This window comes from Microbispora rosea, from assembly GCF_044460045.1.
In the GTDB taxonomy this organism is placed as follows: domain Bacteria; phylum Actinomycetota; class Actinomycetes; order Streptosporangiales; family Streptosporangiaceae; genus Microbispora; species Microbispora rosea.
Window position 1 is genome coordinate 257,651 of record NZ_JBITJO010000005.1, and the last position, 26,838, is coordinate 284,488.

Consider the following 26,838-nt stretch of genomic DNA (forward strand, 5'->3'; position numbering starts at 1 on the left):
CCGATCTGGGCTTTCTCTATCTCTGCGGCCCTCCGCGCCCTGCCTTCCCCGCGCCGTCTTCCGTGCCCCCGTCTTCCCCGCGGCGCCTTCCGCCCCCTGCCTTCCCCGCGTGGCCTGTCGTGCCCCCCGCCTTCCCCGCGTGGCCTTCGGCTCCCCGTCTTCCGGGCCCCGTCCTCCGCGTGCCGTCTTCCGCTCCGCTCCGCTCGCTCGATCTCGGCTTGTGGATAGGGCGTCGGTTGTGATCCCACGTTTGTGCTGGTCAAGCTTGTTTTCGAGCGTGTGTTCGGTTAGCCTCTGAAGTAGTTGTTACGGATGAGTGTGGTTGGCGTTCTGGGTCTGTGGCCTCTGTGCCGGTTGATGAAGTAGCCGAGTCTGTGTGAGTAAGTTTCGGTCCAGGTGACCGGGAGCCCATGATGCTTTCGTCTTCGGCCTGTGAAGGAGGTCCCCGCCGATGCCAGGCCCGTCCGCGTCCACCTTGTTTCAGGTGCCCTCCACGCCGCCCAGGACGCAGGGACGGTGCGGGCAGAGCGTCCCGTCCGTCGCTCGCGCGCCTGGCGCGCCCACTTCGCCGCCTGTGCCGTCCGCTTCTGATCGCGCCCGCTCCTCCTCTCCGCACAGGGTGAGCGGAGCCGGCGCGTTTCCGCCGCCGCGCACTGCGGTTCCGATTCCGGACGGGCTCACGATGACACCTCCAGGTGTCGAACTGGCCGGGCTGCTCGCCGAGGTGAATGTGGAGCGCGTCTCGGGGTTCGACACGGTGGAGGTGCTCAAGGCGGCCTACCGGCAGGTCTGCCATGACCGGGCGTGGTTCTTGCGGACCTTGCTGGAGGTGGGACTGCGGGACTCGTTCTCGGGCGACGATGTGGTGCGGTTGGAGGTGCCGGACGAGTTCGGCCCGGATGAGGCGCGGGCGGCACTGGTGTGGTCACGCCGCCGCGCCGATTCAACCTTCGAGCTGGCGTGGAATGTTCACCGCCGGTTGCCGATCCTGGGCGAGGCGATGCTGGCCGGGATCTTGGACGAACCCCGGGCGGTTGCGTTCGTCCGTTGGACCGTGGGGTTGACCGACGAGCAGGCCGCTCTGGTGTGCGACCAGCTCGTGCCCCAGGCGTCCTCTTGGACGGTGGGGGAGTTGATCGAGCGGATCCAGCGCCTGGCGTTGGCGATCGATCCTGCCTGGGCCGAGCGCCGCTACACCGAGGCGGTACGCCGCCGCCGCGTAGTGGGGACTCGCACTGAGGACGGCACCGCAACCGTGTCCGGACTGGATCTGCCACTGGATCGGGCGGCGGCCGGGTGCGACCGAATCGACGAATTGGCGCGGGCGTGTAAGCGGGCCGGCGACCGTCGTCCAATCGACCACATCCGGGTGGACCTCTTCCTCGGAAGCCTGGACGGCACGTTCGAGGGGATGTCGGATGAGGAGATCGTCACCCACGTCCTCTCCCACCCCTTTCACGACAGCCTCGCCGCCCAAGAGGACGATGACGGTGACGCGCCCGATGGTGACATCAGCGTCGGCGGCAGTAGTGGTGGCGGCAGTAGCCGGGGCGGCGATGACGGCCCTGACCACCCCGGAGGCCGTGGCGGCGTGCGCCCTGGCACCGACGACCCCAACCTTCCTGACGGTGACACCAGCGTCGGCGGCAGTAGCAGGGGCAGTGGTGACGGCCCTGACCACCCCGGAGGCCGTGGCATGCGTCCTGACGGTGACCTTGATGAGTCGGGTGGCGGTCGCATCGGCGGGGCCAGCGGCGCTGACGGTTTCACCGACGCGGACGCCGACGCCGACGGTGGCACGGCCGAGGACGATCGTGACGCCGAGACGGGTAGCCATTCGGAGGATGGGGCGGACGGACTGTCGCCCGCAAGCGGCTCACACTCAACGGAGCCATACCACTCAGGGCCGGAGGGAACAGCGCCTCGTGCGCCTACGCCGGATCACCAGACAGGGCGGGGTGGGGCCGAGTCTGACAAGCGGGTGCCCGACAAGCTCGTGCCTGACATAGCTGGGTCCGGTAAGGCTCGGTCTGGTCAGGCCGGTCCCGGCAGGCTCGTGCCCGACAAGGCTGGGTCCGTTAAGGCTGGGTCCGACAAATCCGGGCCCGCCAGGGCGGGGTTCCGGCATGCCCAAGCTCGTGCTCAGGCGGATGCCGATGCCCGGCCGAGCGCCGGAGGGTGGATGGTGCGAGAGATCCGGGTGGAGCTCACCACGCTGCTCGGCCTGGACAAGCATCCCGCCCATCTGCCTGGCTGGGGGGTTATCCACCCCGGCCTGGCCCGGCGCATCGTCGAGGGCATGCTCGCCGGTCAGTGGCGATACGCCATCTGCTACGACAGTGGCCATCTGGCGCTGACCGGGCTCACCCGGGCCCGCCCCCACACCCCCGGCCGGAACCGCCCCGCCCGTGACCGGCGGCGTAGCGGTCTCGTCGAACTACAGATCACCCTCAGTCACCTGCGGATGCTGGCCGCCCAGCCCGCCGGCGTCCTTGGAGCGTGGGCGCCGGTCGTCGCGGAGTTGTCCGCGCACGCCGCCCTCCTCCTGACCACCGGCGAGGCCGCCACCGCTTCTGACGACACCGTGGCCGTCGACACCGTGTCCGCCGGTGCTGCACCTGATAGCACCGCATTCGACGGCGCCGCCCTGGGCGGCCCCGTCCAGAGTGCTGCCATACAGGACCGTGATGAGGCAGACGCCCGGCACGAGGACCGGTACGGGAACGGCATGGCGGACGGGCGAGCAGAGGGGTTGGCGGACGGCGCGGCGGATTCGGAGCGGCGGCGTCAGGCCGGAGCGGCGTTACGACGATATGTGCAAATCCGGGGCCGGGTCTGCTCCTGGCCCGGTTGTCGCACGCCCGCCACCCGGACCGACCAGGACCACATCCTCCCATGGGCTGAGCAGGGGCCCACGAAGGCGGAGAACCTGCACCTGGCCTGCCGCCACGACCACCGCGCCCGGCACCACGGCGGTTGGCGCGTCAGCACCGCCGGCCCGCACGTGGTCGTTTGGACCAGCCCGCTGGGGCACCGCTATCCCAGCCCTCTTCCGAAGATCATCATCACCACCTGCAGTCCTCATCCCCGCAGTCAGACCAACACACCGGCCTACCGGTACCTCGGCGACCTCTCCGACACCCCCACCATGAGTCCGGCCAGCGAACCACCGCTTCCGCAGGAGGCTCCCCAAGCGCAGACGGGAGTAGCAACGCCACCGAAGCCGGAGGGCGAGGCCGGGACGCACGGATCGTTGCTCGGAGACGAACGTGACGAACCGCCGTTCTGACACCTCCCAGGACCGACAGGCAGGGCTGGACACGGAGCGGTCGAACATGGAGCGGTCGAACACGGAACGGCCAGGCCGCCGAGCGACCAGCCACCGAGCGAGCAGGCACGGGGCGGCAAGGCATCGAGCGAGCAGGTACCGGGCGAGCCAGGCACAGGGCGAGCAGGTACCGGGCGACAGCCGAGCCGGTGGGAGGGGCCGAGTGGGTCGATTGGGCCGGGTCGCCTCCCGAGGGCCGCCCTGCGCCGCGCGAGCCCGCGCCGGCTCCGCCGCCGGGCCGGCCGCGCCAAGTCGACTGGGCCGGATGGGCTCGGGATGTCCGCCTCCTTGTGACCGTCACCGTCGACCGCGTCGTGGCGCGGATCGAGAACCTGCCGTCGCCGGCACCCGTGAGCGGGCGCTCTCCGAGGAGAATCCGTGGGACGAAAGGCGCAGCGGGGGTGCAGTGGCGATGATTCGATCCGATTCGCCCATAAGATGAGGTTGGGGTGCCGGGAAGTCTGGTCGGCGGTCGTCGAACCGAGCCCGGAAACGGAGCGCCCATGGCCCCGAGCCGCCGTCTGTCCCTTCTTGGTCCCAGTTCCCGGGCCGAGACCCGGCGCATCGCCGACATCCTCCGTAAGGAGACGATCGGCGGCGCGCTGCTCCTGATCGCCGCCGTCGCGGCCCTCGTCTTCGCCAACTCGCCCTGGTCGGAGGCGTACGCGGGACTGCGCTCGGCGACGATCGGGCCGGCTGAGTGGCACCTGGACCTCAGCCTCGCCAAGTGGGCCTCGGACGGGTTGCTGGCGATCTTCTTCTTCGTCGCCGGCCTTGAACTCAAGCGCGAGTTCGTGGCCGGGGATCTGCGCGATCCTCGCCGGGCCGTCGTTCCGGTCGCGGCGGCGGTCGGCGGTGTGATCGTCCCGGCCCTGCTCTACCTGCTGGTCAACTCGCTCATGGACGGCGAGGTGCGGGGATGGGCGACCCCGACGGCCACCGACATCGCGTTCGCGCTGGCGGTGCTCGCCGTGGTGGGGCGGAGACTGCCCGCCGCGCTGCGCACGTTCCTGCTGACGCTGGCCGTCGTGGACGACCTGCTGGCCATCGTGATCATCGCGGTGTTCTACACGTCGCACCTGTCGGTGCTGCCGCTGCTGGCGGCGCTGGTGCCGCTCGGCGTCTTCACCGTGCTGGTGCAACGGCGGGTTCGCTCGTGGTGGCTGCTGCTCCCGCTGGCCGCAGTGACCTGGGGGCTGGTCCACGCCTCGGGCGTGCACGCGACGGTGGCCGGGGTGCTGCTCGGCTTCGCCGTTCCCGTCCTGCGCAGTGAGAAGGCGGGCGGCCCGGAGGCGGGGCCTGGGCTCGCCGAGCACTTCGAGCACCGGTTCCGCCCGATCTCGGCCGGGGTGGCCGTGCCGCTGTTCGCGTTCCTGTCCGCGGGGGTGTCGCTCGGCGGGCTGGGCGGGGTGACGAACCTGCTCGCCGACCCGGTGTCGCTGGGCGTCGTCGTCGGGCTCGTCGTGGGCAAGCCGCTGGGGATCATGGCGGCCACCTGGTTGACCGCCCGCTTCACCCGCGCGGACATCGACGAGGGGCTGGCGTGGGTGGACGTCGGCGGGCTGGCGATCCTGTCCGGCATCGGATTCACGGTGTCCCTGCTCGTCGGCGAGCTGGCGTTCGGGCTGGGCACGGCCCGCGACGCCCAGGTGAAGCTGGCGGTCCTGACCGGCTCGCTGGTCGCGGCGCTGCTGGCGACGGTGGTGCTGCGGCTGCGCGACCGCGCGTACCGGCGACTCGCCGAAGCCGAAGCCGAAGCCGAAGCCGGAGCCGACGCCGGCACCGGCACCGAAGCCGGCACCGACGCCGACGGGTTCGCGGCCGGGTCCACGTTCACCAAGTGACGGGCAGCGCCTGAAAGCCTCCGGCCAGCCTGTCGGTGTGCGCCTTCAGCTCCTCGTACGGCACCGCGAGCGCCAGCGTGGGGAAGCGCGTGAAGAGGGAGCCGAAGACCGCGCGCAGTTCGACCCTGGCCAGGGACGCCCCGAGGCAGTGGTGCGGCCCGTGGCCGAACCCGACGTGCGGCTGGGGATCGCGCCGCCGGATGTCGAACGTGTCGGGGTCGGGGTAGGCGCGCTCGTCCCTGTTGGCCGCCGGGGTGGACAGCATGATCAGCTCACCTGCCCGGATCCGCACCCCCGCGACCTCGACGTCCTCGTGCGCGTAGCGCACCAGCCCGTGTTCGCTCGGCGACGCCACCCGCATGATCTCCTCGACCGCGCCGTCCACGAGGGTGGAGTCGTGCATCAGCGCGTCACGCTGGGCGGGGTTGCGCAGGAACAGCAGCACGCCGTAGTCGATCTGGTTGACCGTGGTCTCGTGGCCGGCGAACAGCAGGCCGCCCGCGATCCTGGCCACGTCGTCCTCCGGCAGCGAGGCGTTCGCCAGGTCGGAGTAGACGTCCTCGCCCGGGTCGTCCCGCTTCGCCTTCACGATCTCGTAGGTGTACGTGTTCATCTCCAGCTGGGCGGCGGCGGATCGCTCGGGATCGGTCAGGTCGGTCATCGCCTCGGCCATGGCCCGGAACCTGTCCCTGTCCTCGTACGGCACGCCGAGGAGCTCGCAGATCACCTGGATCGGCAGCGGGAGCGACAGGCCGGCGTGCAGGTCCGCGGGCGGGCCCTGCTCGGCGAGCCCGTCGAGCAGGTTCTCGACCAGCGAGCCGATCCGGTCCGACAACCTCCGCATGCGGCGGGCCGAGAACGCGGGGGTGAGCAGGCGCCGCATCTCCTTGTGGACCGACCGCTCCTTGGCGTACTCGCCGGTCGGGCCGCCGAGCAGGGCGTTGTTCGACAGGCGGGCCGCGGTCTCGGGGGTGGGGTGGGAACGGCCGAACCTGTCGTCGGCGAACACCTGCCGTATCTCCTCGTAGCCCGTGATCAGCCACGCCTCGTCGCCCATGGCGGTCGTGACCTTGGTGATCGGCGCTCTCGCTCGCATTTCGCCGAAGCCGGGGGATATCCCCAGGACGTCCGGCCGCTCGAACGGCAGTCGCGGGAGTCCGGGCATAAGTGACCTTCCCTTCGTCGGATGTCGGCCCTCTCGAATTTCTCCCCTGACTCTCTGTCCGGCAAGGTAGTAAAACCATGTCTGTCATGACCGGATAAGGGACGTTTGCCGCGGATGCCGCCTCGTGCCCGGCCGCGCTCGTTCAGGCCGCGCTCGTTCAGGCCGCGCTTGTTCAGGTCGCCTTCTCGTGCCCAGCCACCCATGCCCCACGAACACCAGTGCCGTTCCGGCGGCCCGGCATGAGACGGGTGGTACGGGAGGAACGGGGATCAAGTCGTGGTGAAGTCACCGCAACCGGCGGAAGATCTTCATCGGGGCCGGGGTGGCGGCGCCGCCGGAGGGGGGAGACCGCTTCTCACTACCAATCGTGTCCGGATGAGCACACCGTTGTCTCCCGGCACAGAGCCTGGAGGTGGTGACGAGTGCGGTTCTCAGCCGAGGACGCTGCCTGGAGACAACTGAGCAGCGAGTACGCCGGTCGCTGGTCGATCTGGAGGAGCGACGCCGGCCGCTGGTACGCGACCCGGCTGACCAGGTCGCTGTCCCGGATCGAGATGGACCGGGGCCTGATCATGACCGCATGCGGCGAGAGCGCGGACGAACTGCGCGCGTTGCTCACCGCGCAGGAGGGCCTGACGGGCCAGACGCTCTCCTCGTGACGCCCAGACGTGGGCCCGGCCCCGCTGCCGGGCTCACGCCCCAGGAACCCGTCGCAGCTCGGCCCTGAGCCCTCTCCGCAAGGCCCCTGCGAGGGTCATGGGATGGATGGGAAAATCCCTCTCATGACAGAACCTGCGGTTCGCGAACCCGTCCCCCCGACCGGCACGCAGCACACGATCGCCGCGCACGGATACGCGGCGACCGTCACCGAGGTGGGCGGAGGCCTCCGGGCCCTGACGTACAACGAGCGGCCGCTGGTCATGTCGTACCCCGCGGATGCGCAGCCGGTGGGCGGCGCCGGGCAGTTGCTGCTGCCCTGGCCCAACCGGGTGCGCGACGGCAGGTACGACTTCGACGGCGAGACCAGGCAGCTCGCGATCACCGAGCCCAGGACCGGCAACGCCGCGCACGGCTTCGCCCGCCTGATGCCCTGGACGGTCCTCGACCGGGACGACGCCTCGATCCGGCTCGGGCTGCGGCTGTTCCCGCAGCTCGGCTATCCCCACGTGCTCGACCTGACCGCGGCGTACGCCCTGGGAAAGGCCGGCCTGGAGGTCGAGGTGACGGCCGTCAACGTGGGAGAGGGCGTGGCGCCATACGGCATAGGCGCGCACCCCTACCTCACCCTCGGCGAGGAGACGGTGGACGACGCCGTGCTCGAGGTGCCCGCGGCCGAGTGGACCCCGGTGGACGAGCAGCAGATCCCGGTCGGCCGCCGCCCTGTCGAGGGCACGGAGTACGACTTCCGCGTGGGACGCCGCATCGGCGGCACGGTGCTCGACACCCCCTACACGTCCCTGCGGCGCGACGGCGACGGGCTGGTGCGGGCCCGGCTCCGGACGGCCGACGGCTCGCGGGGCGTGGAGATGTGGGCCGCGCCCGGCGTCGAATGGCTCCAGGTCTTCACCGGGGACACGCTGGCCGAGCCGTACCGGCGGGCCGGAGTGGCGGTCGAGCCGATGAGCTGCCCGCCGAACGCCTTCGCGACCGGCGAGTGCCTGGTGCGCCTGGCCCCGGGGGAGCGGGTCGCCCATCGCTGGGGGATCACCGCGCTCGGGTGAGAGGACAGTTCGGACGAAAATGTCCTTATGCCTCACAGTGGACACGCGAGATGATTCGGTCTGCGCGCATCGCAAGTCGGGGATGGTCGTATTTCAGCTATTTTCACGGTGACCCCAGTTGTGTGGGCACGTTCCGTGGTCGCGGGGTGGCGGCCGGGAGCGCCGAGTGCGGCGCCGCTGACGTGCGCACTCCCGGCGCAGCGCGGAAGAGCGACGGCGTTTCCTCCTTCGCGCCCATCACGGATCGGGCATTGACCGGAAACAATCTTGTTTCTTTGAATTCACATGACTGCGTTGCGTGCCGTATCTTGAGCCGTGGGAGCGCTCCCATGAGCCTAAGGAGGCGCGCGTGACTCTCCCCTTCGGTACGGCGCCGGTCGACCCGGCCCCCGTCTGGACCGCGGAATGCCTCCTGCCCGCCGTCGGCGCGAGTGTCGCCGAGGCGCGCGCTCTCGTCCGCCGCGAGCTCGGCCGGTGGGGCCTGGACGAGCTCGTGGACGACTGCTCCCTCATCGTGAGCGAACTCGCCTCCAACGTCGTACGGCACGGCGGGAACGTCTTCACCCTCCGGCTCGGCAGCAACGGCACCTGGGTGTACGGGGAGGTCTTCGACCAGGGCGACGGCGTGCCGCACCAGCGCGAGGCGGACGTCGATTCGATCGGCGGCCGTGGCCTGCTCATCGTGGACGAACTCGCCGACGACTGGGGAGTGGCCGGCTCGGGCCGGGGCGGCAAGACCGTCTGGTTCCTCGCAGGGGCGGGCAGCCCGTCGCCGCTGCCGGTCGTCCCGCACCAGATGCGCATCGCCGTCGGCTGACCCGCCGAGCTGACACACGCGGCGGCCCGCCCGGGAGCGGGCGGGCCTGTCGTCGCCGCAGGGCCTTGCCGCAGGGCCTTTCAGGGGGTCTTCGCGCCGTCGAGACGCGCGAGCACCGCGGCCGCGATCTCCTCGGGCTCGTGAGTGGAGGGGTCGACCGTCAGGTCCGCGACCTCGTGGAACCCCGGCAACCGCAGGTCGCGCTGCTCGGTCAGCATGCGTACGAGGTCGGGCTTGAAGTGCGGGCGGTGGGGGCTCGACTTCATCCGCTCGGCCAGCACCTCGGGCGGGCCGTCGAGGAAGACCACGAAGGCGGGGGCCAGCGCGCGGCGCGTCTCGGGGTCCTCGACGGTGCTGGCGGCGGCGGCGATGACAGGGGTGGGACGGGCCGCCAGCGCCTCCCGCAGCACCAGCGCCTCTCGGGCGTGCAGCTCGTCCGCGCCCAGACCGGCGGCCATCGCGGCGGCGGTCGTGCCGTACCTGGCCTCCAGATCGGCGTCGCTGTCGCGCATGGGACGGCCGAGCGCGTCGGCGAGCAGCCGGGCGACGGTGCTCTTCCCCGCGCCCATGAGTCCCATCACCACAATGGGGATATCGGTCATGACTCGCATGGTGCCCTATCCGGGCACCCACATGCGACGTTTGGAATCCGTGGAGGGGATAGAGCAGAAGGCGAAGGAGGAAACGCCATGACCATCGCCGGAAGCATCATCCTCATCATGCTGGGGGCCATCCTCACCTGGGCGGTCGACTTCACCATCGCGGGCCTCGACATCCAGGTGATCGGGGTGATCCTCATGGTGGGCGGTCTGGCCGGGCTGCTCTTCGGCATCTGGCGCCTGACGACGGTCCGCCGCAGGACCACCGTCACCGCCGCCGCCCCCGTGGACGCCACCGCCACCCGCCGCCACGTGTACGAGGAGCGGCGCTACGACGACCCCACCATCTGACCCCCTCCAACGGACTTCCGACGGTCTGAAGGGAGGCATGGACCATGCCAGGACGTAAGGAACTGCCCTCGACCCTGGAGCGCTCGCCCAAGGAGGCCCAGGAGACCTGGATCAAGGCGCACGACTCCGCCGTCGAGACGTACGGCGAGGGCCAGCGCGCCCACCGTACGGCGTTCGCCGCGCTCAAGCACTCCTTCGAGAAGGTGGGCGACCACTGGGAGAAGAAGGAGGGGCGCGGACCGTCGGACGAGCAGGCGAGGAAGGGCACGCCGAAGCAGGGCAAGACCGCCGAGGGCGTCGACGCGAACGCCTCCAAGCAGCATCTCTACGACGTCGCCAGCCGCCTCGGCATCCAGGGCCGATCGAAGATGACCAAGGACGAGCTCGTGGACGCCATCAAGAAAGCCAACCGCAAGGCGACCGCCAAGGCTCGCTGACCTCTTCCGTCACGCCGCCGGCCGCCCCACGAGGGCGGCCGGCGGCGCTCTCACGTGGACGGCGGTCCTCGATCTTCAGCGCGTCGGCCACCTGGTCGGGCCGCGCCCGCACGACGAGCCGCACGCGCCGCCGGTCCGCGTTGAGGCCCTGACGCAGGCACGCCAGGGCCGCGTCGTCCGGCAAATCGAACCGCACGACCTCCCGGTCGTTGATCGCCTCGGCGAGACCGGCCAGAAGCGCCGCGTTCACCGGGGGCACGTGGCGGACTACCCGCGGGACGCGGGGACGCCGACGGCCCGCGCCCTCGCCGCCCACCGGTAGCGGCGTTCGACCGAGCGTTCGGCTGAGTCCTCGATCGAGCGGTCAGCGGAGCAGGGACAGCACGGCCTCGCGGATGGCGCCCCTGTCGACGCCGGCGTCCTCCAGCTGCTCCTGGGAGGTCGCGCTGCCGGGCATCCGCGACACGCCCAGCTTGCGCACGGCTACCGGCACCGGCGCCGGCGCGTCCGCGAGCGCCGCGAGCACGGCGTCGCCCAGCCCGCCCTCCGGCCAGTGGTCCTCCACCGTGACGACCTTCCCGGTCGCCCTGGCCACCTCGACCAGCTCGGCCGAGTCGAGCGGCTTGATCGAGTACGCGTCGATCACGGTGACGGAGACGCCGTCCTCGGCGAGCAGGTCGGCGGCGGCCAGGGCCTCGTGCACGGTGATGCCCGCGGCCACCACGGTCGCCTGGCCGCCGGTGCGCAGGATCTTGCAGCCGCCCACCGGGAACTCCTCGTCCGGGCCGTAGATCACCGGTGTCTCGCCGCGCGTCGTCCGCAGGTAGCGGACGCCCTCCAGGTCGGCCATGTCCGCCACCAGCCGGGCCGTCTGGTTCGCGTCGCAGGGGTACAGCACGGTGCTGCCGTGCACCGCGCGGAACGCCGCGAGGTCCTCCAGCCCCATCTGGGAGGGCCCGTCCTCGCCGATCGACACCCCGCCGTGCGATCCCACCAGGCAGATGCCGGCCCGGCTCACCGCCGCCATCCGGACGAAGTCGTACGCCCTGGTGAGGAAGGCGGCGAACGTCGCGGCGTAGGGGGTCCAGCCGCGGGCGGCCATGCCGATGGCGGCGGCCACCATCTGCTGCTCGGCGATGTAGAACTCGAAGAACCGCTCCGGGTGCGCCTTGGCGAACGCCTCCAGCTTCGTCGAGTCGGCCACCTCGCCGTCGAGCGCGACGACGTCGCCTCGCGCCGTGCCGAGCGCGGCCAGCGCCTCGCCGAAGGCGGCCCGCGTGGCCACCCGCTCACCCAGCTCGTATCTCGGCAGGTCGAGCGTGCCGCCGGCATATTGGTACGGCGTGGCCGGGGCGTCCGGCGGGGTGACCTTGACGGTGAGGGAACGCGGCCCGCCGAGCTCGTCGAGCGCCTGCTCGGCGTCCTCAAGCGGCTTGCCGTGCTTGCCCTCTCGGTTCTCCACGGACGACACGCCGCGGCCCTTGCAGGTCCTGGCGATGATCGCCGTCGGGCGGCGCCGGGTCGCCCGGGCGTCGGCGAGCGCGTAGTCGATCTGGCCGGGGTCGTGGCCGTCGATCTCGATGGTGTGCCAGCCGAAGGCGCCGAGCCTCGCGGCGTACGCGCCGAGGTCCCAGCCGTGCCGGGTGGGGCCGCGCTGGCCGAGCCGGTTCACGTCGATGATCGCCGTGAGGTTGTTCAGCCCCTCGTGCCCGGCGTGCTCGAACGCCTCCCACATCGATCCCTCGGCGAGCTCGCTGTCGCCGCACAACACCCAGACGTGGTACGGCAGGCGGTCCAGCCTCCGCGCGGTCAGCGCCAGCCCCACCCCGACCGGCAGGCCGAAGCCCAGCGAGCCGGTGGCCACGTCGACGAAAGGCACCTGGGGCGTGGGATGGCCCTCCAGGCGGCTGCCGCGCCTCCGGAAGGTCAGCAACTCCTCCTCGGTGACGACCCCGGCGGCCTTGAGCATCGCGTACAGGAGGGGTGAGGCGTGGCCCTTCGAGAAGACGAGATGGTCGTTGGCGGGGTTGGCGGGATCCGCGGCGTCGACGCGCAGGTGACGCGCGAGCAGTACGGCCATCAGCTCGGCCGCCGACATCGAGGACGTGGGATGTCCCGAGCCGGCGGCCGCGGCGGCCCGGACCGAGTCCACCCGGAGCTGGGCCGAGAGTTCGCACAGGAAGCGGTAGTCAAGCTCGTCCATCGCCCTCGACTACCCCGGTACGCCCCTTCGTATCGTCGCAAAAGGTGCGTACCGCGATATGTCAGAAACGTGGATCGTCAGCGGCGGCGCAGGCCGAGACCGGCGACGGCGGCGAGCCCGAGGCCCGCGGCGATGATCAGACGGCGGTGCTGCGACATCCACAACTGCACGCTGCGGCCGTGCGACCGCCGGTCGAATCCGCCGTGCGCGCCGTAGTCCTTGTCCTCGTCCGCCGGTTCCCACAGGTTGGACACCCCGGTCGGCGCCTTCTCGCCGGTGAGCTGCGACTTCACCCCGGTTCTCGCGAGGTAGCGGTCGAGCAGCGCGGGCACCGCCCGCTGGCCCATGATCGTGGCGGCGGTCATCCCGCCGACCCAGTACTCCTTGCGCTCCGGGTGCTCGGCGGCGTAGACGAGGGCGTCGGCGGCGATCTCCGGCTGGTAGATCGGCGGCACCGGCTGCGCGTGCCGCCGCATGCGGTTCAGCCCCCAGTCGAACTGCGGGGTGTTCAGCGCCGGGAGCTGCACCACCGTGATCTTCACGCCCGAGTCCTCGGCGAGCAGCTCGGTCCGCACCGACTCGGTGAACCCGACGATCGCGTGCTTGGCGCCGCAGTACGCCGACTGCAGCGGGATCGACCGGTAGGCCAGGGCCGAGCCCGCCTGCACGATGACGCCCTTGTCGCGTGGCTTCATCATCTCCAGGGCCACCCGGGTGCCCCAGACATAGCCGAGATAGGTCACCTTGGTCTCGCGCTCGTACTCCTCGGGGGTGATCTCCAGGAACGGCGCGAACACCGTCGTGAACGCGATGTTGATCCACACGTCGATCGGGCCCAGCTCGGCCTCGGCCCGCTGGGCGGCCTGGCGGACCTGGTCGTAGTCGGAGACGTCGGCGGCGAAGGTCTTCCCGATGCCGCCCTCCGCTCCGACGTCCACGGCCGCGCCGGCGAGGCCCGCCTCTCCACGCGCGATGAGCGCCACCTTCGCGCCCTCCGCTCCGAGCTGCCGGACCACGGCGCGGCCCACGCCGCCGCTCGCGCCGGTCACCACGACGACCTTGTCCTTCAGGCTCACCTCGTCATCCTCTCGATTGCGGCCCGCCGCCCAGCCTCTTCTGCTTGCGTACGGCGGACGCCATGTAGATCGCGATGACCGCCATGATCGCCACGACGACCGCGGTCAGCACCCAGATGCGCCCGACGAAGGAAAGCACCAGAACGGCGAAGCAGAAGACCAATGCGAACGACGCGATACGGACACGGATCACGTCCATCGGCGTCGCCTCCACCATGGGCTTGCCGGTCGGAGAGCGTTGTTCTTCGGTCATGGAGCCCCCTCTACCCTCGAATCCGGTTCACTATCGCCGTTGTGGAGCGATCCGGGACATAGCCGAGCACCCGCACCTCTCCGCCGAGCTCCCTGACCAGCTCCGCCTCGGGCAGCAGGTCGGGGTGGTAGTCGCCGCCCTTGACGTACACGTCCGGCCGCACGAGCCGCAGCAGCTCGGTCGGGCTGTCCTCGTCGAAGACGGTGATGTAGTCCACGCAGCCCAGCGCCGCGAGCACCGCCACCCGGTCCTCGCACCGGTTGATCGGCCGCTCCGGCCCCTTCAGCCGGGCCACGCCGTCGTCGCCGTTGACCGCGACGACCAGCACGTCGCCGAGCCGGGCGGCCTCCTCCAGACAGGCGACGTGGCCGCGGTGCAGCACGTCGAAGCAGCCGTTGGTGAAGACGATCCGCTTGCCCTCGGCGCGGTCGCGCTCCAGGCACGCGGCCAGCCGCTCGGGCGGCAGCGCGGTGCCGGGGCGCAGCGCCTGCAGCAGATCCTCGCGGGAGCAGGCGGCCGTCCCCTGACGGCGCACCACCACGCTCGCCGCCGCCTGGCCGATGTCGGCGGCGAGATCGGGCTCCGCGCCCGCCGCCAGGGCGAGCGAGAACGCCGCCGTGAAGGTGTCGCCCGCGCCGATGCTCATCGTGTCGGGCGCGGGGGTCGCGTACGTGCGGTGCGGCTGCCTGCCGCGCCGGTGCAGCAGCGTGCCCTCGCCGTCCAGCGTGGTCACCACGAGGTCGGCGCCGGTGGCCTCGATGAGGTCCTCCGAGCGCGCGGACAGGAACGCCACCCGGTCGTGGTCGTCCCCCTCGCCCAGCAGCCGCCGCACCTCGGCGAAGTTGGGCAGCACGGCCGTCGGCCGGCAGTCCCGCCAGGCGGCAACGTCGTGGGCGTCCACAACCAGGATCGGCGCGCCCCGCGATCCCTCGCTGCGGTCGATGCTGAGGTCGCACAGCACCCGGCGGACGTTCGGGGTGCACACCCCGCCGCCGTAGTCGCAGGCGATGATGACGTCCGCGTCCGCGGCGAGCCGGGTGATCTGCTCGATGAGGTCGCGCTCGGCCGCCTCCGGCAGCGGCGCCGCGTCCTCCTCGTCGTAGCGCGCCACGATCTGGCCGTCGGTCAGCACCCGGCGCTTGACCGAGGTCCGCCAGCTCCGCACGATGACCAGGCCCTCGATGTCGAGCCGTCCCAGGGTCGCGTTGAGCGTCGCCCCGGCGGGGTCGGCGCCGGTGACACCCACCATGTGGACCCGTGCGCCCAGGGCGGCCAGGTTCACCGCGGTGTTGGCGGCGCCGCCCGGCTGGTCCTCGATCTGCTCGACGGTCACCACCGGCACCGGGGCCTCTTGAGCCATGCGCTTCGTGTGGCCCCGCAGCCACGAGTCGAGCATCACGTCCCCGACGACGACGGCCGTGACTTCACCGAAACGGTTGAGCGTCTCTTCCGTCATACCTCGGCGGCTACCCCCGCAGACGCTGGGGAAACAACAGGCACGGCAGACCCGGCCGCGCGGTTTGGGGCCGCCGCACCGGGGTAACCGGGATCAGACGTCGCTCCACACGAGTGCTTCGCCGGGGGTCAGCCGGCGGGCCGGACGAATGGGGGGTGTCCGATGCACGACGGGACGAAGCGGGTGGTCGTCCGTCCGCGGGGCGGCTCGCACCCATGAGCGAGCGAAGCGAGCGAATCGGACGAGACCTCAAGCCACCAGGCGAGGGGGACGCATGAGCGCGCTGCTCGTGGAAGGAGTCGAACGGATCGCGGTGCTGAGGGCCAACGCCCTCGGCGACCTGCTGCTGGCGCTGCCCGCCATCGGGGCGCTCAGGCGGGCCTACCCCGCCGCCAAGATCACTCTGCTCGGCCGTGAATGGCACGCACGGTTCCTGCGCGATCGCCCGGGCCCGGTGGACGAAGTGGTGGCGTTGCCGCCCATCGCCGGCGTCTCCTCCCCGCACGACGGGTCCGCCGCTCCCGAGGAGCTGTACGACGACCTGCGTCGGCGCAGGTTCGACCTGGCCGTCCAGATGCACGGCGGCGGGCGCAACTCCAATCCGTTCATCCGCCGCCTCGGCGCCCGGGTGACGGCCGGCCTGCGCACCCCCGACGCCGCGCCGCTCGACCGCTGGGTGCCGTACGTCCACTACCAGCACGAGACCCTGCGCTACCTGGAGGTGGCGGGGCTGCTCGGCGCGGCCGCCACCGAGATCGAGCCGAGCATCGCGGTCGTGAGAAAAGACTGGGCCGAGTTGAACCGCACGCTCGGCAAGGTGCCTCGGGGACTGGTGGCGATCCACCCGGGCGCGGGGGACCGGCGCAGGAGATGGCCGCCGGAACGCTTCGCCGAGGTCGCCGACCGCCTCGGACGGCCGGTGGTGGTGACCGGCGTCGAGGAGGAGCGAGAGGTCGTCGAGAAGGTCGTCGCGCAGATGCAGACCCCCGCGAGGGCCGTCGTCGGAGAGCTGTCCCTCGGCGGGCTCACGGCCCTGTACGCCGCCTGCGACCTGCTCGTCTCCAACGACACCGGGCCGCGTCACCTGGCGGCGGCGACCGGCACCCCCACCGTGGGGATCTACTGGTGCGGCAACATGATCAACTGGGGCCCGCTGAGCCGGGGGCACCAGCGGCCGCTGATCTCCTGGACGTCCGGCTGCCCGGTCTGCGGGACGCCCGCCGACCCCAAGCTGGGCATGCGGGAGTGCGGTCACCAGGACGTCTCGTGGGTGGGTGACGTGAGCGTGGACGAGGTGCTCGACCAGGCGTGGGAGCTGCTGCGATGAGTGCGGTCGCCCACAAGGCTCCCGCGCGGAAGTCCCCTTCGGAGCTCGCCGAGAAGGCCAAGGTCTTCGAGACACCGCCCGTCGAGCTGCGGCCCAGCGACCCGGGCGAGCCGGGCATCCGCCGCAGGCGCCGCGGGCGCGGGTTCAGCTACACCTGGGCCTCCGGCCGTCCCGTGAAGGACCGCGCCACCCTGCGCCGGATCAGGGCCCTCGCGATCCCGCCGGCCTGGACCGACGTGTGGATCTGCGCCCATCAGAACGGCCACCTCCAGGCCGTGGGCACCGACTCGGCGGGCCGGCGGCAGTACCGCTATCACGACGAGTGGCGCAGGCAGCAGGACGAGGCCAAGTTCGACCACGTGCTGGAGATCGCCCGGCGGCTCCCGCCGTTCCGTGAGCGGGTCGCGCGCGACCTGCGCGGCGACGAGCTGAGCCGCGAGCGCGTGCTGGCCGCCGCCGCGCGCATGCTCGACATCGGATTCTTCCGGGTCGGCGGGGAGGAGTACACCGACTCCTTCGGCCTGGCCACGCTGAAGACCTCGCACGTGAAGTGTGGCGACGGCGAGGTCGTGTGCCGCTACCTGGCCAAGGGCCGCAAGGAGCGGGAGCAGGTGCTGGCCGACGCCGACGTGTGCGCGGTGCTGACGGCGCTGTCGAAGGGGCACCGGGGCGAGCTGCTGCGCTACCGCACCGACGAGGGCTGGGTGGACGTGCGGAGCGCCGACATCAACGCCTACCTGAAGGAGACGTTCGGCACCGACGTCTCGGCCAAGGACTTCCGCACCTGGCACGCCACGGTGCTGGCCGCGGTCGGGCTCGCCGTCTCCCGCCCCGTACGCAGCGGCGCGGGGCGCAAGCGGGCCGTCTCCCGGGTGATGAAGGAGGTGTCGGAATACCTGGGCAACACGCCGTCGGTCTGCCGCGCCTCCTACGTGGATCCACGCGTCGTCGCGCTGTACGAGAAGGGACGGACGATCCCTCTCGAACGGCTGGGCGAGGACACCGGCGAGGGCCGGCTCGCCACCCACGGGCCGGTCGAGGAGGCCGTCATCGAACTCCTGCGCGGAGCGCCCGCACGGCGGCGTTGACCACCTGGGCGGCGGGGACGGCGCTGTCGAGATGCGGGCTGTCGAGATGCGGGCCGCCGAGATGCGGGCCATCCTGCAGGACCGGGTGCCGCGGGTCCGCCGTGGACACGAGCACCGAGGGCGTCCGATAGGCCGCGGCGAGCCGCGTCATCGCGACGTCGCCGCTGATGACCAGCCGGGCCCCGGCGACCAGCGCGCACAGCTCCCGGAGCGAGGTGCGGCCCGCGAGCACGATCTGCGGCGGCAGCACCGCCCGGGTCGCGACCAGCAGGGCCATCGGCCGCTCCCGCGAGCTGCCGGTTATCACGACGGGCAGGCCCTCGTCCGTCAGCATCCGCGCCACCTCGGAGAACCGGTCGGCGGGCCAGCGCAGCGACGTGCCGCCCGCGCCGGGGTGGATCACGACGGCCCCCGGCGCGGGGCTCGCGGTCAGGGGAGTGGGCAGCGCCGAGTCCTCGGGATCGGCCGGCACGCCGTGCCACTGGAGCAGCCGGCACCACCGCATCACCTCGTGCTCGCCCGGGTCCCACCACGGCCCCCTGATCCAGGGGACGTCCGGGTTGGCGTACGCCCACAGGCGCCGCGTGCCGAGATCCAGCAGGATCCGGTGGCTGTGCGGCCCGCGGCCGTGCAGGTTGACGGCGAGGTCCGGCAGGAGCGGCGGCTGATCGGAGGCCTCCTCGCCGGGCCCGGGCCACGACAGCGGCGCGAGCCCGCACGCGGGCAGGATCCGGTCCACCGCGCCGGTCAGCGCGGCGAGCTCGCTCAGCTCCGGCGGGCAGGCGAGGACGACGCGCAGTCCGTGGCGGCGCAGGGCGCGCAGCGCGGGCACGACGGTGAGCAGGCCCCCGATGCCGCCGGAACGCAGCACGAGGGCCGTCGACGTCACCGGCTCACCCCGGGGATCGGCAGGATCAAGAAGCGCTCCTTTCCAGCTCCCGGGTGGACAGAACCCGGTCGTAGACGGCCAGGGTCTCGGCGGCGATGCGGCTCCAGGCGTATCTCGCGCGGGCGCGGTCGGCCCCCGCGATGCCGTACGCCGTGCGCCGCACCCGGTCGTCGAGCAGCTTGCGCAGCGCCTTCGCCAGCACGGTGGGTTTGCGCGGCGGCACGAGAAGACCGGTCACGTTGTTGACCACCGTCTCCTTCTGGCCGCCGACCGCGGAGGCGACGACCGGGACGCCGCAGGCCATCGCCTCGAGCGCGACCATCCCGAACGGCTCATACCAGGGCACGGACACGACGGCGGCGGCCGAGCGCATCAGCGAGGGCAGCGTGTCACGCTCGACCCGGCCCAGGAAACGGACTCGGTCGGAGACGCCCGCCTGGGTCGCGAGCCAGCGCAGCCGGGTGACCTCGGGGTCATGGTGCAGCTCGGCCGCCGGGGGGCCGCCCGCGATGACCAGCTCGGCGTCCCGCAGGTACTGCAGCGCCCTGATGGTGGTCTCCAGGCCCTTGCGCGGCACGAGCCGGCCGACCGACAGCAGGCGCGGGCGCTCCGGCCGCTCCAGAGGCTCGACGTGCGGATGGAAGGTGGTGACGTCCACGCCGCAGGGGACGACCCGGGTCGCGCGGCGCGGCACCCGCATGCGGATCAGTTCGTCGACCTCCTCGTTGCAGGTCGCGATGACGCCGTCGACCCGCCGCGCGATGTCGGCCTCAGCCTGGATGCGCTCCCGCGGGCTGGTGTCCACCGGGCCCTGATGACGCCGCTTGACGCTGCCGAGCGCGTGGTAGGTGTGGACGACCGGGATGCGCAGCTTCTCCGCCGCGGCGAGCGCGGCCAGCCCGCTCATCCAGAAGTGGCTGTGCACGATGTCCGGGCGGTCGAACAGCCACCGGTCGTGCAGCCACTTCCCGAAGTGGGGGATCCAGGGAAGGATCTCGTCCTTGGAAATCTCGGAGGCGGGGCCCGCGGGAACGTGGACGACGTCCACACCCGGGCCGAAGGCGACGGTTTCCGGCAGGTCCTCGCGGTCCCTGCGGGTGTAGACGGTGACCTCGTGACCGGCGCGGGCGAGCTCCCGGGCGAGGGCGGCGACGTGGACGTTCTGGCCGCCGGCGTCGACACCGCCGAGGGTGGCGAGCGGGCTGGCGTGCTCCGAGACCATGGCGATCTTCACTGGGGGTTCCTCCAAGAGCGGCAGTGGCGAATACCCGGCTCGGGGGTCAGGGAGTCCAGGTGAGCAGGCCCGGCGACCGGAACGGGGGCGGCGGCCGGCCGGGGCGTGCGGAGGCCGCGGGCGCACGCATGGCGAGCCGCGGCGGGACGGTGGAGGGCGGGTGCGCGGCCCGCGAGGACGGTGGCGCGTGACCGGCCGCGAAATTGGCTGCGTGATTGGCTGCGTAAGTGGCAGGGGATGGCACGGGTGGCGACACAGGGACCGGCGCAGGGGCCGGTGCAGGGGCCGATGGAGGGAGTGCCCGCGGTCCCTCGCCCAAGGGCCGGCTCAGGGCGGGGGGAAATCCGGTGGCTTGTTCCCAAGACGCTCCTCCATCACGGCATGCTCACGCCAAGGAGGTACCTGCGTCTTAGGCACCAGGAACACTGACAACCATATCCACGCTCGCGCCCGTCAAACCAATGGTTTCGCCCGGAAAGGGCCGGGCAGCGCTAGCGATACGGAACCGAGGGGGACACGAGGGGAAGAGATGGAGACGCCGCACTATGTCGCGGCCCGCGTCCAGCGGGCTCTCGCGGAGGACGATCGGACCACCGAGCTGGGCATTCGGGTGGACGTACGAGGAGAAGAGGTCTACCTGCGCGGACAGGTCTCCTGTGACGAGCGGCGGCACCAGATCGAGAACGTCGCCCGGGAGGCGGCTCCGGGCCTGCGGGTGCACAACGAGATCACCTTGGTGGAGGTGCGGGAGCCGGGAGAGGAGGAACATCTGTGAGGGAGCTGCGGATCGCCGCTGTCGCCGACATCCATCTGGGCGAGGATCTGCGCGGCCACTATCGCAAGAAGATCGAGGGCATCGAGCGTCGCGCGGATGTGCTGCTGGTAGGAGGCGATCTGACCAGGCACGGCACGATCCCCGAGGCCCGGGTGGTCGCCGAGGAGCTGAGCGGCCTGCCCATCCCCGTCGTCGCCGTGCTCGGCAACCACGACTACCACTCCGACTGCGATCAGGAGATCATCGATCTCCTCCGTGACGCCGGCATCGTCGTCCTCGACGACGAGGGCACGGTCGTCCCCATCGACGGCGTACGACTCGGAGTCGCCGGAGGCAAGGGCTTCGGCGGCGGTTTCGCCGGGAAGTGCGCGAGCGAGTTCGGGGAGCCGGAGACCAAGGCGTTCGTCCGGCACACGAAGGAGATCGCCGAGCGGTGGCGGCGCGCGCTCAAGGAACTGGACGCCGACCACAAGATCGTGCTCAGCCACTATTCACCGGTCAAGGACACGCTGATGGGCGAGCCGCCGGAAATCTATCCGTTCCTCGGCAGCTACATGCTGGCGGAGGCGGCCGACGCCGAGGGCGCCGATCTTTTCATTCACGGTCACGCGCACGCGGGTACGGAAAAGGGCGTCACTCCCGGCGGAATCCGGGTGCGTAATGTCGCCCTTCCGGTCATCAAGCACGCGTACACCGTTTACTGCCTGAACGGCGACCATTGCTGAGCGCCCGGCCGTGAGACGGCGGCCGGCCTCCTTTGGCCGGCCGCCGTCTCGGTGTCCGCGAGTAGCGTTGAGTGAGGTTGCGGCTAGGGATTGAAGATGCTGACGCCCCCGGGGCCGACGAGGAATCCGAGGACGATGAGGACGATCCCCCAGAGGATGTCCCGACGGGCCAGGATGACGTAGATCCCGGCGATGACCAGTACCACGGCGATGATCCAAAGCAGAGTAGCCATGGCCCTCCACTGCCCCTGCAAAGGGTCTCGTAACATCATCGAGCACTGGCACCGATCGAATTTGCCGCTGAAGCACCCATTGTTACGTTTGCTTGACAATATTCGGGCATCTGGTGATACATGACCACTTTCGGATATTTCCTGTCCAGCGAGGAGCATGACCCCAAGGAGCTCGTACGTCAGGCGAAACTCGCCGAGGAAGCCGGCTTCGAGGCGTTGTGGATCTCCGACCACTTTCACCCGTGGCTGGACGAGCAGGGCGAGAGCTCGTTCGTGTGGTCCGTCATCGGAGCCATCTCGCAAGCCACGTCGCTGCCGGTGACCACCGCGGTCACCTGCCCCATCATCCGCATCCACCCGGCGATCATCGCCCAGGCCGCGGCGACCGCCCAGATCCTGCTGGACGGCAGGTTCCGCCTGGGGGTCGGCACCGGCGAGGCGCTGAACGAGCACATCCTGGGCGACCAGTGGCCTCCGGCCGAGGAGCGCCAGCGCATGCTGGAGGAGGCCCTCGACGTCATCAGGGAGCTGTGGACGGGCGAGTTGGTGACCTACCACGGCGAGTTCTACGAGGTGGACACGGCCCGGCTGTACTCGCTGCCCGATCAGCCTCCCCCGATCTACGTCTCGGGTTTCGGGCCCAAGTCGGTCGAGCTCGCGGGACGGCTCGGCGACGGTTACATCCACACCGCGCCCGCGGCCGACATGGTCGAGGCGTTCCACAAGGCGGGCGGCGAGGGCAAGCCGTGCGCGGCCGGGCTGAAGGTGTGCTGGGCGCACGACGAGGCCGAGGGCCGCAAGACCGTCCACAGGCTCTGGCCCAACCAGGGGATCCCGGGCGAGGCAGCCCAGCTCCTGCCGCTGCCGCGGCACTTCGAGCAGCTCTCGCAGCTCGTCACGGAGGAGGCCGCCACTCAGTCGACGCCCTGCGGGCCCTCTCCCGAGGCGCATCTGAACGCGATCCGCGAGTACGTGGACGCCGGATTCGACGAGGTCTACATCTCGCAGATCGGCAAGGACCAGGAGGGGTTCTTCGAGTTCTACTCGACGCAGATCCTGCCTCGCCTCCGGGAACGGCGCTGACCGGAGGCGCGCAGGAGCGCGGCCGCGGGCACCGCGGTCGCGCTCTTCTCGTCTTCAGTCCTGGTTCTTGACCAGGCGCAGCGACAGGAGCGGCTGGACGAACCACAGCCAGGCGCACAGCAGCGCCACTCCCGCGCCGACCAGCGCGGCGGGCCCCGGGCTGGTCAACGCGTCCAGAACCAGGGCGGTGGAGCAGGTCATCGACACGGCCAGGGCCAGCCCGCCGGCCACGCCCAGCCGGTTGGCCCGGCGCAGCAGCAGCTCCTTGAGCCCCGACCGGAACAGGATCCGGTGCTGGGTCGCCGGAGCGATCGTGCAGATCGACGCGACCGCCGCGCTGACGACCGCCAGGTAGAACAACCAGTTCCCGGTCGTGTCGATCTTGCCGAAGCCGGAGGAGAACGGCAGCGTCAGCAGGAACGCGAACAGCACCTGCACGCCCGTCGCGGCCACCCGCAGGCCCTGCAGCAGCTCGCCGAGCTCGCGGTCGACGCGCTCCTTGCGGCTCTCGCCGGTGTTCTCCAGAGGCTCGAGCACCTCGCTCATGCCTCCCCCTCGCCTGGCTTCATTCCGCGGCCTTCATCAGGCGCGCGTAGGCGAGCTGGAGCCAATCGGAGATCGCCACGGCCGCCATGGTGGCCCCGGCCAGCCGGGTCACCCTGGGGAAGAACACGGTGCCCGCCGCGTATCCTGTCGCAACCCACTGGGACAGGCAGAACGGGCAGGTCAGCAGCTCGCCCACGGCGTGCTGCAACCCGTGACCGCGGACCTTCTCCTTGAGCTCCGCCGGTCCGGAGAGGCCCTCGTAACGGGTGAAGGGAGCACGGATGGGGCTGGTGACCGGGTCCTTCGCGAGCGTGCGCGAGAGCCGGTGCGTGAACAGCCCCATCAGCATGAGGTCCATCACCTTGATCTTCTCTGGGGGCCTGCGGCCCGTCAGCTTCGCGGCGGCGAGCAGCGCCGTGACGGCGCCGCCGTATACCGCGAGAACCCGTGTGTACGAGGCCAGCGGACGGTTGTCCTCCCCCTCGTACTCGCGCTTGATCTCCTGGAGGGTCTCGGTCATGAGCGCGCCCTACCCGGGATTGTTTGCGGCGAACATGGCTGGGCAAGCGACGTGAGTGGGTAGTCACAGTCACGAAGTCACCGACGCGATTCTTGAGACGCTCAAGCGCGCCGGGGCCGGTCTCAAGGAGGCCGGGGTGCGGTTCGCCCTGGCCGGAGGCTGCGCCGGCTATGCGAGGGGCGCCGCGCCATCACTGCATGACGTCGACTTCGCCCTGGTCGAGGAAGACGTCCCGCTCGCGCTGAAAACCCTGGAGAGCCTGGGTTTCCGGACCGCGAAACCACCGGAGGACTGGCTGGTCAAGGCGTTCGACGAGGAGGGGATCCTCGTCGACCTGATCTTCTCGCTGGCCGACAGGCCCGTGACCGAGGCCATGATCGCCCGAGCCGAGTCGATCAACACCGCCGCGTTGAGCCTGCCCGTCCTCGAAGCCACCGACCTTGTGATCTCCTGGATATTGCCGCTGTCCGAGCACGCCTGCGACTACGGCTCGCTGCTTCCCATGGTCCGCGCCATGCGGGAGCAGGTGGACTGGGACCGGGTCGCCTCGGTCGCCGCACCGTCGCCGTACGCCTCGACGTTCGTCACGCTCCTGGAGCGGCTGCGCATCATCGCCCCTACGACACCGCGGGCGGACAGCACCTGGCCCTGAACGCCGCGCCCGGATCCGCGTCCGGTCCGCGCTCCGGTCCATGCGGAGGAGGGGCCGGGCGGGGTCCGGCTCGCCGGTTCGCCCGCAGAGAGGGGGCCGCGCTGTGACGGCGCGGCCCCCTCACATATATCGCACGCGGGGACTGTCACTCACATGGACGAAGTGCGGGGGAAACGTCCGTAGTACTCCCCGACACGGTCCCGATAGCCCGGGTCGCTCATCGCCGTCTCGTGGAACTCCGGCGCATTCTTGATCTCCTGTTTGGTGCGGCTGACGAAGACCTTGCGGTCCTGGAAGTCGATCCTCGTCACCACACTCGCGGGAAGCATGACCTTCTTGCCGAAGATCCACGGGCCCGTGTCCACGACGATGTAGCTCTGGCCTGCCTCGTAGGTGGCCTCGTCCACGGATCCGATCTTCCCGTCCACGGCCTGCACGTCGTATCCGGCGATGTCCATCTGCTGTCCCGTGCCCGACACGGTGTCGGAGTACGACCAGAGATCGGGTGTCATGGTGGTCACTCCCTTCGTCGTCACTCCACGTACCCGAAGGGGAGAAGGGGAACATCCCGGACACGTAACGGCAGGACATGATCTGGTCGCGCCGTTTTTCCGGGCGCGGAGTCGCACATGGCGCGGAACACCTCCGGGTGCCGCTAGTCTTGTGGTGCGGGCGCCGCTAGCTCAGTTGGTTAGAGCAGCTGACTCTTAATCAGCGGGTCCGGGGTTCGAGTCCCTGGCGGCGCACCAGATTCATCCTTCGCGACCTGCGGTTTCCCGGCGGCGACGCCCCGGGGGCCGCAGGTTTCGTTTTTCCCGGGCGGCCGGTGACGCGTGGACGTCGTGCCGGCAGAGCCGAGCGGAACTGCCGCGCCCGGCGTCCGGGGTCACGGTGCGTAAGGGCCGAAGCGGGCTTGGCCCTGCAAGGGCGCAGTGCTGCAGGAACGAACTGCTCGCCCCGCCTGCCCTGCTTGCCTTGCTCGCCCTGCTCGCCCGTGGGCTCCGGCAGGGTGAGCTGGCCGCGGACAGCGAACCGGACCTGCTGATCGGCCACGCGCCGCTGGGCGACGGCGTGGCCGCCCGGCCGGCCCGTACGGTGATCCTGGCGGGCTGAGCGGCGCCGCCGGCGTCAGCGGGAGATCTCGTACCAGTGGTAGGGGATCGACCAGTCCCAGTGCTCGGTCTCCTCCTCCTGCTCGCGCGCCGGATCGGGCGCGTCGGGACCCCAGGTCAGCGCGTAGGCGACGCCGAACTGGGCGGCCCAATACCGCCCGAGCCGTACGAATCCCCGTCCAAGGGCGAAGATCATCCGCTTCGCCAGCGAGAACAGCATCGGGCACCACTCCTCGCACGTTCAGGCACGGCACCATGTGGCCCAGATCACTTGTATCTGGAAATAAAGATTTAATCTGGCTGAATCCCCCATGTAAATGGCCAGAGCGGTACGTCACCCAGTGCAGTGGCGTCCGGTCGTATGCGTGACCATCTCGCGGGAGGATGTCGGTCATGGCACCCTTCGAGATCGGTGAGACCGCCCTGGTGGTGGAGGTCCCCTCGGCCGAGCCCCTGGTCCGGGGCCTGCGGGAACGCTACGACCCCTCGGCGGCGTACGGCATGCCCGCGCACGTCACCGTCCTGTATCCGTTCCTTCCGCGCGAACGACTCGACGACGGTGTGCTCCGCGCGCTGCGTGACCTGTTCGCGGCGCGGCGGCCGTTCGAGGTCGTGTTCGGGGGAGTCGGCCGCTTCCCGGGCGCGCTCTACCTCGCACCCGAACCGGACGGCCCACTGCGGGAGCTCACAGAGGCGGTGACGGCCTGCCGGCCGGAGGCGCCGCCGTACAGGGGCCGGTTCGGCGACATCGTGCCGCACCTCACGGTCGCGGAGAGCCTCGACGGCGAGGCCGCGGCCGGGCTCGCCGCGGACCTGGCGGCAGGGCTGCCCATGACGACGTTCGCCGGCGGTGTGACGCTGCGGGTCTTCGACGGCGAGGGCTGGAGAGCGGAGGGCTTCTTCCCCCTGGGGGAGCCGCCGGTGGCCGAGTTCGCCTTTCCCGGGCCGCTGCGCGACCGCCTCGTGGCCGCGATCCTGAACGGCGACAAGACGGCCACCGCGGGCCTGCTCGCGGACTACGAGCACTGCGGCGATCCCCTCCCGGTCGCCGGCCGCTGGACGGCGCTGGCCGACTCCGCCGGGCGGCGGGTGGCGCTGCTGGAGACGACGCAGGTGCGGGTGGTGCCGATCCGAGAAATCGACGAGGCGTTCGCCCGTGACGAGGGCGAGGGGTACGAGACCGTCGCCCAGTGGCGGGCCGCGCACGAGCGCTTCTGGACCGGCCCGGAGATGTCCGCAGTCCTGGGCGGACCGCCGGTGATCGACGACGACACGCCGATCGTGGCCGAACGCTTCCGCCTGCTCGGTCTCCTCTGACCACCGTTCCCGCCCGCCTGTGGATAACGTCACGGCGGCGGCGGCCGGGGCTGACAGAATCGCTCGCACGACCGATCGGGGGAGGGC

At 71.0% G+C, this 26,838-nt stretch carries 30 protein-coding genes and 1 tRNA gene; 17 read left to right on the plus strand and 14 right to left on the minus strand.

Annotation, left to right across the window (positions count from 1 at the left end; translation table 11 throughout):
• Positions 1 to 619: 619 nt before the first annotated feature.
• Together ACIBK1_RS23135 and nhaA are read left to right on the plus strand one after the other, a co-directional pair.
• On the plus strand, positions 620 to 3,289 hold the full coding sequence (locus ACIBK1_RS23135) for an HNH endonuclease signature motif containing protein (RefSeq protein WP_396737560.1): 2,670 nt from the start codon (positions 620 to 622) through the stop codon (positions 3,287 to 3,289).
• A 542-nt stretch (positions 3,290 to 3,831) separates the two neighbouring features.
• Complete coding sequence (gene nhaA, locus ACIBK1_RS23140) at positions 3,832 to 5,172, plus strand: Na+/H+ antiporter NhaA (protein ID WP_396737564.1); 1,341 nt, start codon at positions 3,832 to 3,834, stop codon at positions 5,170 to 5,172.
• Here nhaA and ACIBK1_RS23145 read toward each other — a convergent pair.
• Positions 5,162 to 6,268: a cytochrome P450 gene (locus ACIBK1_RS23145; RefSeq protein WP_231513737.1), complete on the minus strand. Its 1,107-nt coding sequence runs from the start codon at positions 6,266 to 6,268 to the stop codon at positions 5,162 to 5,164. The two genes, nhaA and ACIBK1_RS23145, sit on opposite strands and share 11 nt — an antisense overlap.
• Before the next feature lie 491 nt (positions 6,269 to 6,759).
• On the opposite strand from ACIBK1_RS23145, the gene ACIBK1_RS23150 reads away from it, so the two are divergent.
• The 3 genes from ACIBK1_RS23150 (at position 6,760) to ACIBK1_RS23160 (ending at position 8,875) form a co-directional block, all read left to right on the plus strand.
• Positions 6,760 to 6,996: a hypothetical protein gene (locus ACIBK1_RS23150; protein WP_030505980.1), complete on the plus strand. Its 237-nt coding sequence runs from the start codon at positions 6,760 to 6,762 to the stop codon at positions 6,994 to 6,996.
• Between the two features lie 123 nt (positions 6,997 to 7,119).
• Positions 7,120 to 8,058: an aldose 1-epimerase family protein gene (locus tag ACIBK1_RS23155; protein ID WP_030505979.1), complete on the plus strand. Its 939-nt coding sequence runs from the start codon at positions 7,120 to 7,122 to the stop codon at positions 8,056 to 8,058.
• A gap of 349 nt (positions 8,059 to 8,407) precedes the next feature.
• Complete coding sequence (locus ACIBK1_RS23160; RefSeq protein ID WP_051761290.1) at positions 8,408 to 8,875, plus strand: ATP-binding protein; 468 nt, start codon at positions 8,408 to 8,410, stop codon at positions 8,873 to 8,875.
• An 80-nt stretch (positions 8,876 to 8,955) separates the two neighbouring features.
• On the opposite strand, the gene ACIBK1_RS23165 is transcribed toward ACIBK1_RS23160, so the two are convergent.
• Positions 8,956 to 9,477 carry a shikimate kinase gene (locus ACIBK1_RS23165; RefSeq protein ID WP_396737568.1) on the minus strand — a complete coding sequence of 174 codons (522 nt, stop codon included), beginning with the start codon at positions 9,475 to 9,477 and terminating at the stop codon, positions 8,956 to 8,958.
• Between the two features lie 87 nt (positions 9,478 to 9,564).
• Between ACIBK1_RS23165 and ACIBK1_RS23170 the strand changes: the two genes are divergently transcribed.
• Positions 9,565 to 9,825 carry a DUF6458 family protein gene (locus ACIBK1_RS23170; protein WP_030505976.1) on the plus strand — a complete coding sequence of 87 codons (261 nt, stop codon included), beginning with the start codon at positions 9,565 to 9,567 and terminating at the stop codon, positions 9,823 to 9,825.
• Positions 9,826 to 9,869: 44 nt separating this feature from the next.
• Positions 9,870 to 10,262 carry a ChaB family protein gene (locus tag ACIBK1_RS23175; RefSeq protein WP_076438968.1) on the plus strand — a complete coding sequence of 131 codons (393 nt, stop codon included), beginning with the start codon at positions 9,870 to 9,872 and terminating at the stop codon, positions 10,260 to 10,262.
• Here the strand turns inward: ACIBK1_RS23175 and ACIBK1_RS23180 are convergent.
• The 5 genes from ACIBK1_RS23180 to rfaE2 all read right to left on the minus strand — a co-directional run bounded on the left by ACIBK1_RS23180 (position 10,222) and on the right by rfaE2 (position 15,250).
• Positions 10,222 to 10,512: a hypothetical protein gene (locus ACIBK1_RS23180; protein WP_396737571.1), complete on the minus strand. Its 291-nt coding sequence runs from the start codon at positions 10,510 to 10,512 to the stop codon at positions 10,222 to 10,224. The two genes, ACIBK1_RS23175 and ACIBK1_RS23180, sit on opposite strands and share 41 nt — an antisense overlap.
• A gap of 114 nt (positions 10,513 to 10,626) precedes the next feature.
• On the minus strand, positions 10,627 to 12,465 hold the full coding sequence (locus ACIBK1_RS23185) for a transketolase (RefSeq protein ID WP_030505973.1): 1,839 nt from the start codon (positions 12,463 to 12,465) through the stop codon (positions 10,627 to 10,629).
• A 77-nt stretch (positions 12,466 to 12,542) separates the two neighbouring features.
• Positions 12,543 to 13,535, minus strand: a complete 993-nt coding sequence (locus ACIBK1_RS23190) for an SDR family oxidoreductase (RefSeq protein WP_030505972.1) — start codon at positions 13,533 to 13,535, stop codon at positions 12,543 to 12,545.
• 10 nt (positions 13,536 to 13,545) lie between these two features.
• Complete coding sequence (locus ACIBK1_RS23195) at positions 13,546 to 13,794, minus strand: hypothetical protein (RefSeq protein ID WP_143734538.1); 249 nt, start codon at positions 13,792 to 13,794, stop codon at positions 13,546 to 13,548.
• Between the two features lie 10 nt (positions 13,795 to 13,804).
• Positions 13,805 to 15,250: a D-glycero-beta-D-manno-heptose 1-phosphate adenylyltransferase gene (gene rfaE2, locus ACIBK1_RS23200; RefSeq protein ID WP_036405083.1), complete on the minus strand. Its 1,446-nt coding sequence runs from the start codon at positions 15,248 to 15,250 to the stop codon at positions 13,805 to 13,807.
• Between the two features lie 274 nt (positions 15,251 to 15,524).
• Between rfaE2 and ACIBK1_RS23205 the strand changes: the two genes are divergently transcribed.
• Complete coding sequence (locus ACIBK1_RS23205) at positions 15,525 to 16,577, plus strand: glycosyltransferase family 9 protein (RefSeq protein WP_030505969.1); 1,053 nt, start codon at positions 15,525 to 15,527, stop codon at positions 16,575 to 16,577.
• Positions 16,574 to 17,665 carry a DNA topoisomerase IB gene (locus ACIBK1_RS23210; RefSeq protein ID WP_081903256.1) on the plus strand — a complete coding sequence of 364 codons (1,092 nt, stop codon included), beginning with the start codon at positions 16,574 to 16,576 and terminating at the stop codon, positions 17,663 to 17,665. Before ACIBK1_RS23205 ends, ACIBK1_RS23210 begins: the two co-directional genes overlap by 4 nt.
• Here ACIBK1_RS23210 and ACIBK1_RS23215 read toward each other — a convergent pair.
• The gene (locus ACIBK1_RS23215; RefSeq protein ID WP_396737576.1) at positions 17,625 to 18,554 is read right to left on the minus strand and encodes a glycosyltransferase family 9 protein; all 930 of its coding nucleotides are present in this window, start codon (positions 18,552 to 18,554) and stop codon (positions 17,625 to 17,627) included. The two genes, ACIBK1_RS23210 and ACIBK1_RS23215, sit on opposite strands and share 41 nt — an antisense overlap.
• Before the next feature lie 25 nt (positions 18,555 to 18,579).
• On the minus strand, positions 18,580 to 19,788 hold the full coding sequence (locus tag ACIBK1_RS23220) for a glycosyltransferase (protein ID WP_363531055.1): 1,209 nt from the start codon (positions 19,786 to 19,788) through the stop codon (positions 18,580 to 18,582).
• Between the two features lie 59 nt (positions 19,789 to 19,847).
• Between ACIBK1_RS23220 and ACIBK1_RS23225 the strand changes: the two genes are divergently transcribed.
• The 3 genes from ACIBK1_RS23225 to ACIBK1_RS23235 all read left to right on the plus strand — a co-directional run bounded on the left by ACIBK1_RS23225 (position 19,848) and on the right by ACIBK1_RS23235 (position 21,288).
• Positions 19,848 to 19,979: a hypothetical protein gene (locus tag ACIBK1_RS23225; protein ID WP_275409723.1), complete on the plus strand. Its 132-nt coding sequence runs from the start codon at positions 19,848 to 19,850 to the stop codon at positions 19,977 to 19,979.
• A gap of 338 nt (positions 19,980 to 20,317) precedes the next feature.
• Positions 20,318 to 20,563: a BON domain-containing protein gene (locus ACIBK1_RS23230; RefSeq protein ID WP_030505965.1), complete on the plus strand. Its 246-nt coding sequence runs from the start codon at positions 20,318 to 20,320 to the stop codon at positions 20,561 to 20,563.
• Entirely contained in the window at positions 20,560 to 21,288 is a 729-nt protein-coding gene (locus tag ACIBK1_RS23235) for a metallophosphoesterase family protein (protein ID WP_197042432.1), read from the plus strand. The genes ACIBK1_RS23230 and ACIBK1_RS23235 overlap by 4 nt, the downstream gene beginning before the upstream one ends.
• An 83-nt stretch (positions 21,289 to 21,371) precedes the next feature.
• Here the strand turns inward: ACIBK1_RS23235 and ACIBK1_RS23240 are convergent, their stop codons facing one another.
• Positions 21,372 to 21,521, minus strand: a complete 150-nt coding sequence (locus ACIBK1_RS23240; protein WP_167530303.1) for a GPGG-motif small membrane protein — start codon at positions 21,519 to 21,521, stop codon at positions 21,372 to 21,374.
• 120 nt (positions 21,522 to 21,641) lie between these two features.
• On the opposite strand from ACIBK1_RS23240, the gene ACIBK1_RS23245 reads away from it, so the two are divergent.
• The gene (locus ACIBK1_RS23245) at positions 21,642 to 22,604 is read left to right on the plus strand and encodes an LLM class F420-dependent oxidoreductase (RefSeq protein WP_363531049.1); all 963 of its coding nucleotides are present in this window, start codon (positions 21,642 to 21,644) and stop codon (positions 22,602 to 22,604) included.
• A 54-nt stretch (positions 22,605 to 22,658) separates the two neighbouring features.
• Here ACIBK1_RS23245 and ACIBK1_RS23250 read toward each other — a convergent pair whose 3' ends face one another.
• Positions 22,659 to 23,150, minus strand: coding sequence for a DUF6328 family protein (locus ACIBK1_RS23250; protein WP_030505962.1), 492 nt, complete (start codon positions 23,148 to 23,150; stop codon positions 22,659 to 22,661).
• Between the two features lie 19 nt (positions 23,151 to 23,169).
• Positions 23,170 to 23,670, minus strand: coding sequence for a DUF1360 domain-containing protein (locus ACIBK1_RS23255; RefSeq protein ID WP_030505961.1), 501 nt, complete (start codon positions 23,668 to 23,670; stop codon positions 23,170 to 23,172).
• Positions 23,671 to 23,725: 55 nt separating this feature from the next.
• Here ACIBK1_RS23255 and ACIBK1_RS23260 point away from each other — a divergent pair, with 55 nt between their 5' ends.
• On the plus strand, positions 23,726 to 24,322 hold the full coding sequence (locus ACIBK1_RS23260) for a nucleotidyltransferase family protein (protein WP_363531045.1): 597 nt from the start codon (positions 23,726 to 23,728) through the stop codon (positions 24,320 to 24,322).
• 149 nt (positions 24,323 to 24,471) lie between these two features.
• Here the strand turns inward: ACIBK1_RS23260 and ACIBK1_RS23265 are convergent, their stop codons facing one another.
• Positions 24,472 to 24,834, minus strand: coding sequence for a hypothetical protein (locus ACIBK1_RS23265; protein WP_036405185.1), 363 nt, complete (start codon positions 24,832 to 24,834; stop codon positions 24,472 to 24,474).
• 160 nt (positions 24,835 to 24,994) lie between these two features.
• Between ACIBK1_RS23265 and ACIBK1_RS23270 the strand changes: the two genes are divergently transcribed.
• Positions 24,995 to 25,071: transfer RNA gene (locus ACIBK1_RS23270), tRNA-Lys, on the plus strand.
• A gap of 226 nt (positions 25,072 to 25,297) precedes the next feature.
• The gene (locus ACIBK1_RS23275; protein WP_396737582.1) at positions 25,298 to 25,435 is read left to right on the plus strand and encodes a hypothetical protein; all 138 of its coding nucleotides are present in this window, start codon (positions 25,298 to 25,300) and stop codon (positions 25,433 to 25,435) included.
• Between the two features lie 15 nt (positions 25,436 to 25,450).
• On the opposite strand, the gene ACIBK1_RS23280 is transcribed toward ACIBK1_RS23275, so the two are convergent.
• Positions 25,451 to 25,654 carry a hypothetical protein gene (locus ACIBK1_RS23280; RefSeq protein WP_076438950.1) on the minus strand — a complete coding sequence of 68 codons (204 nt, stop codon included), beginning with the start codon at positions 25,652 to 25,654 and terminating at the stop codon, positions 25,451 to 25,453.
• 173 nt (positions 25,655 to 25,827) lie between these two features.
• Here ACIBK1_RS23280 and ACIBK1_RS23285 point away from each other — a divergent pair, with 173 nt between their 5' ends.
• Positions 25,828 to 26,751 carry a 2'-5' RNA ligase family protein gene (locus ACIBK1_RS23285; protein ID WP_396737584.1) on the plus strand — a complete coding sequence of 308 codons (924 nt, stop codon included), beginning with the start codon at positions 25,828 to 25,830 and terminating at the stop codon, positions 26,749 to 26,751.
• Positions 26,752 to 26,838: the final 87 nt, after the last annotated feature.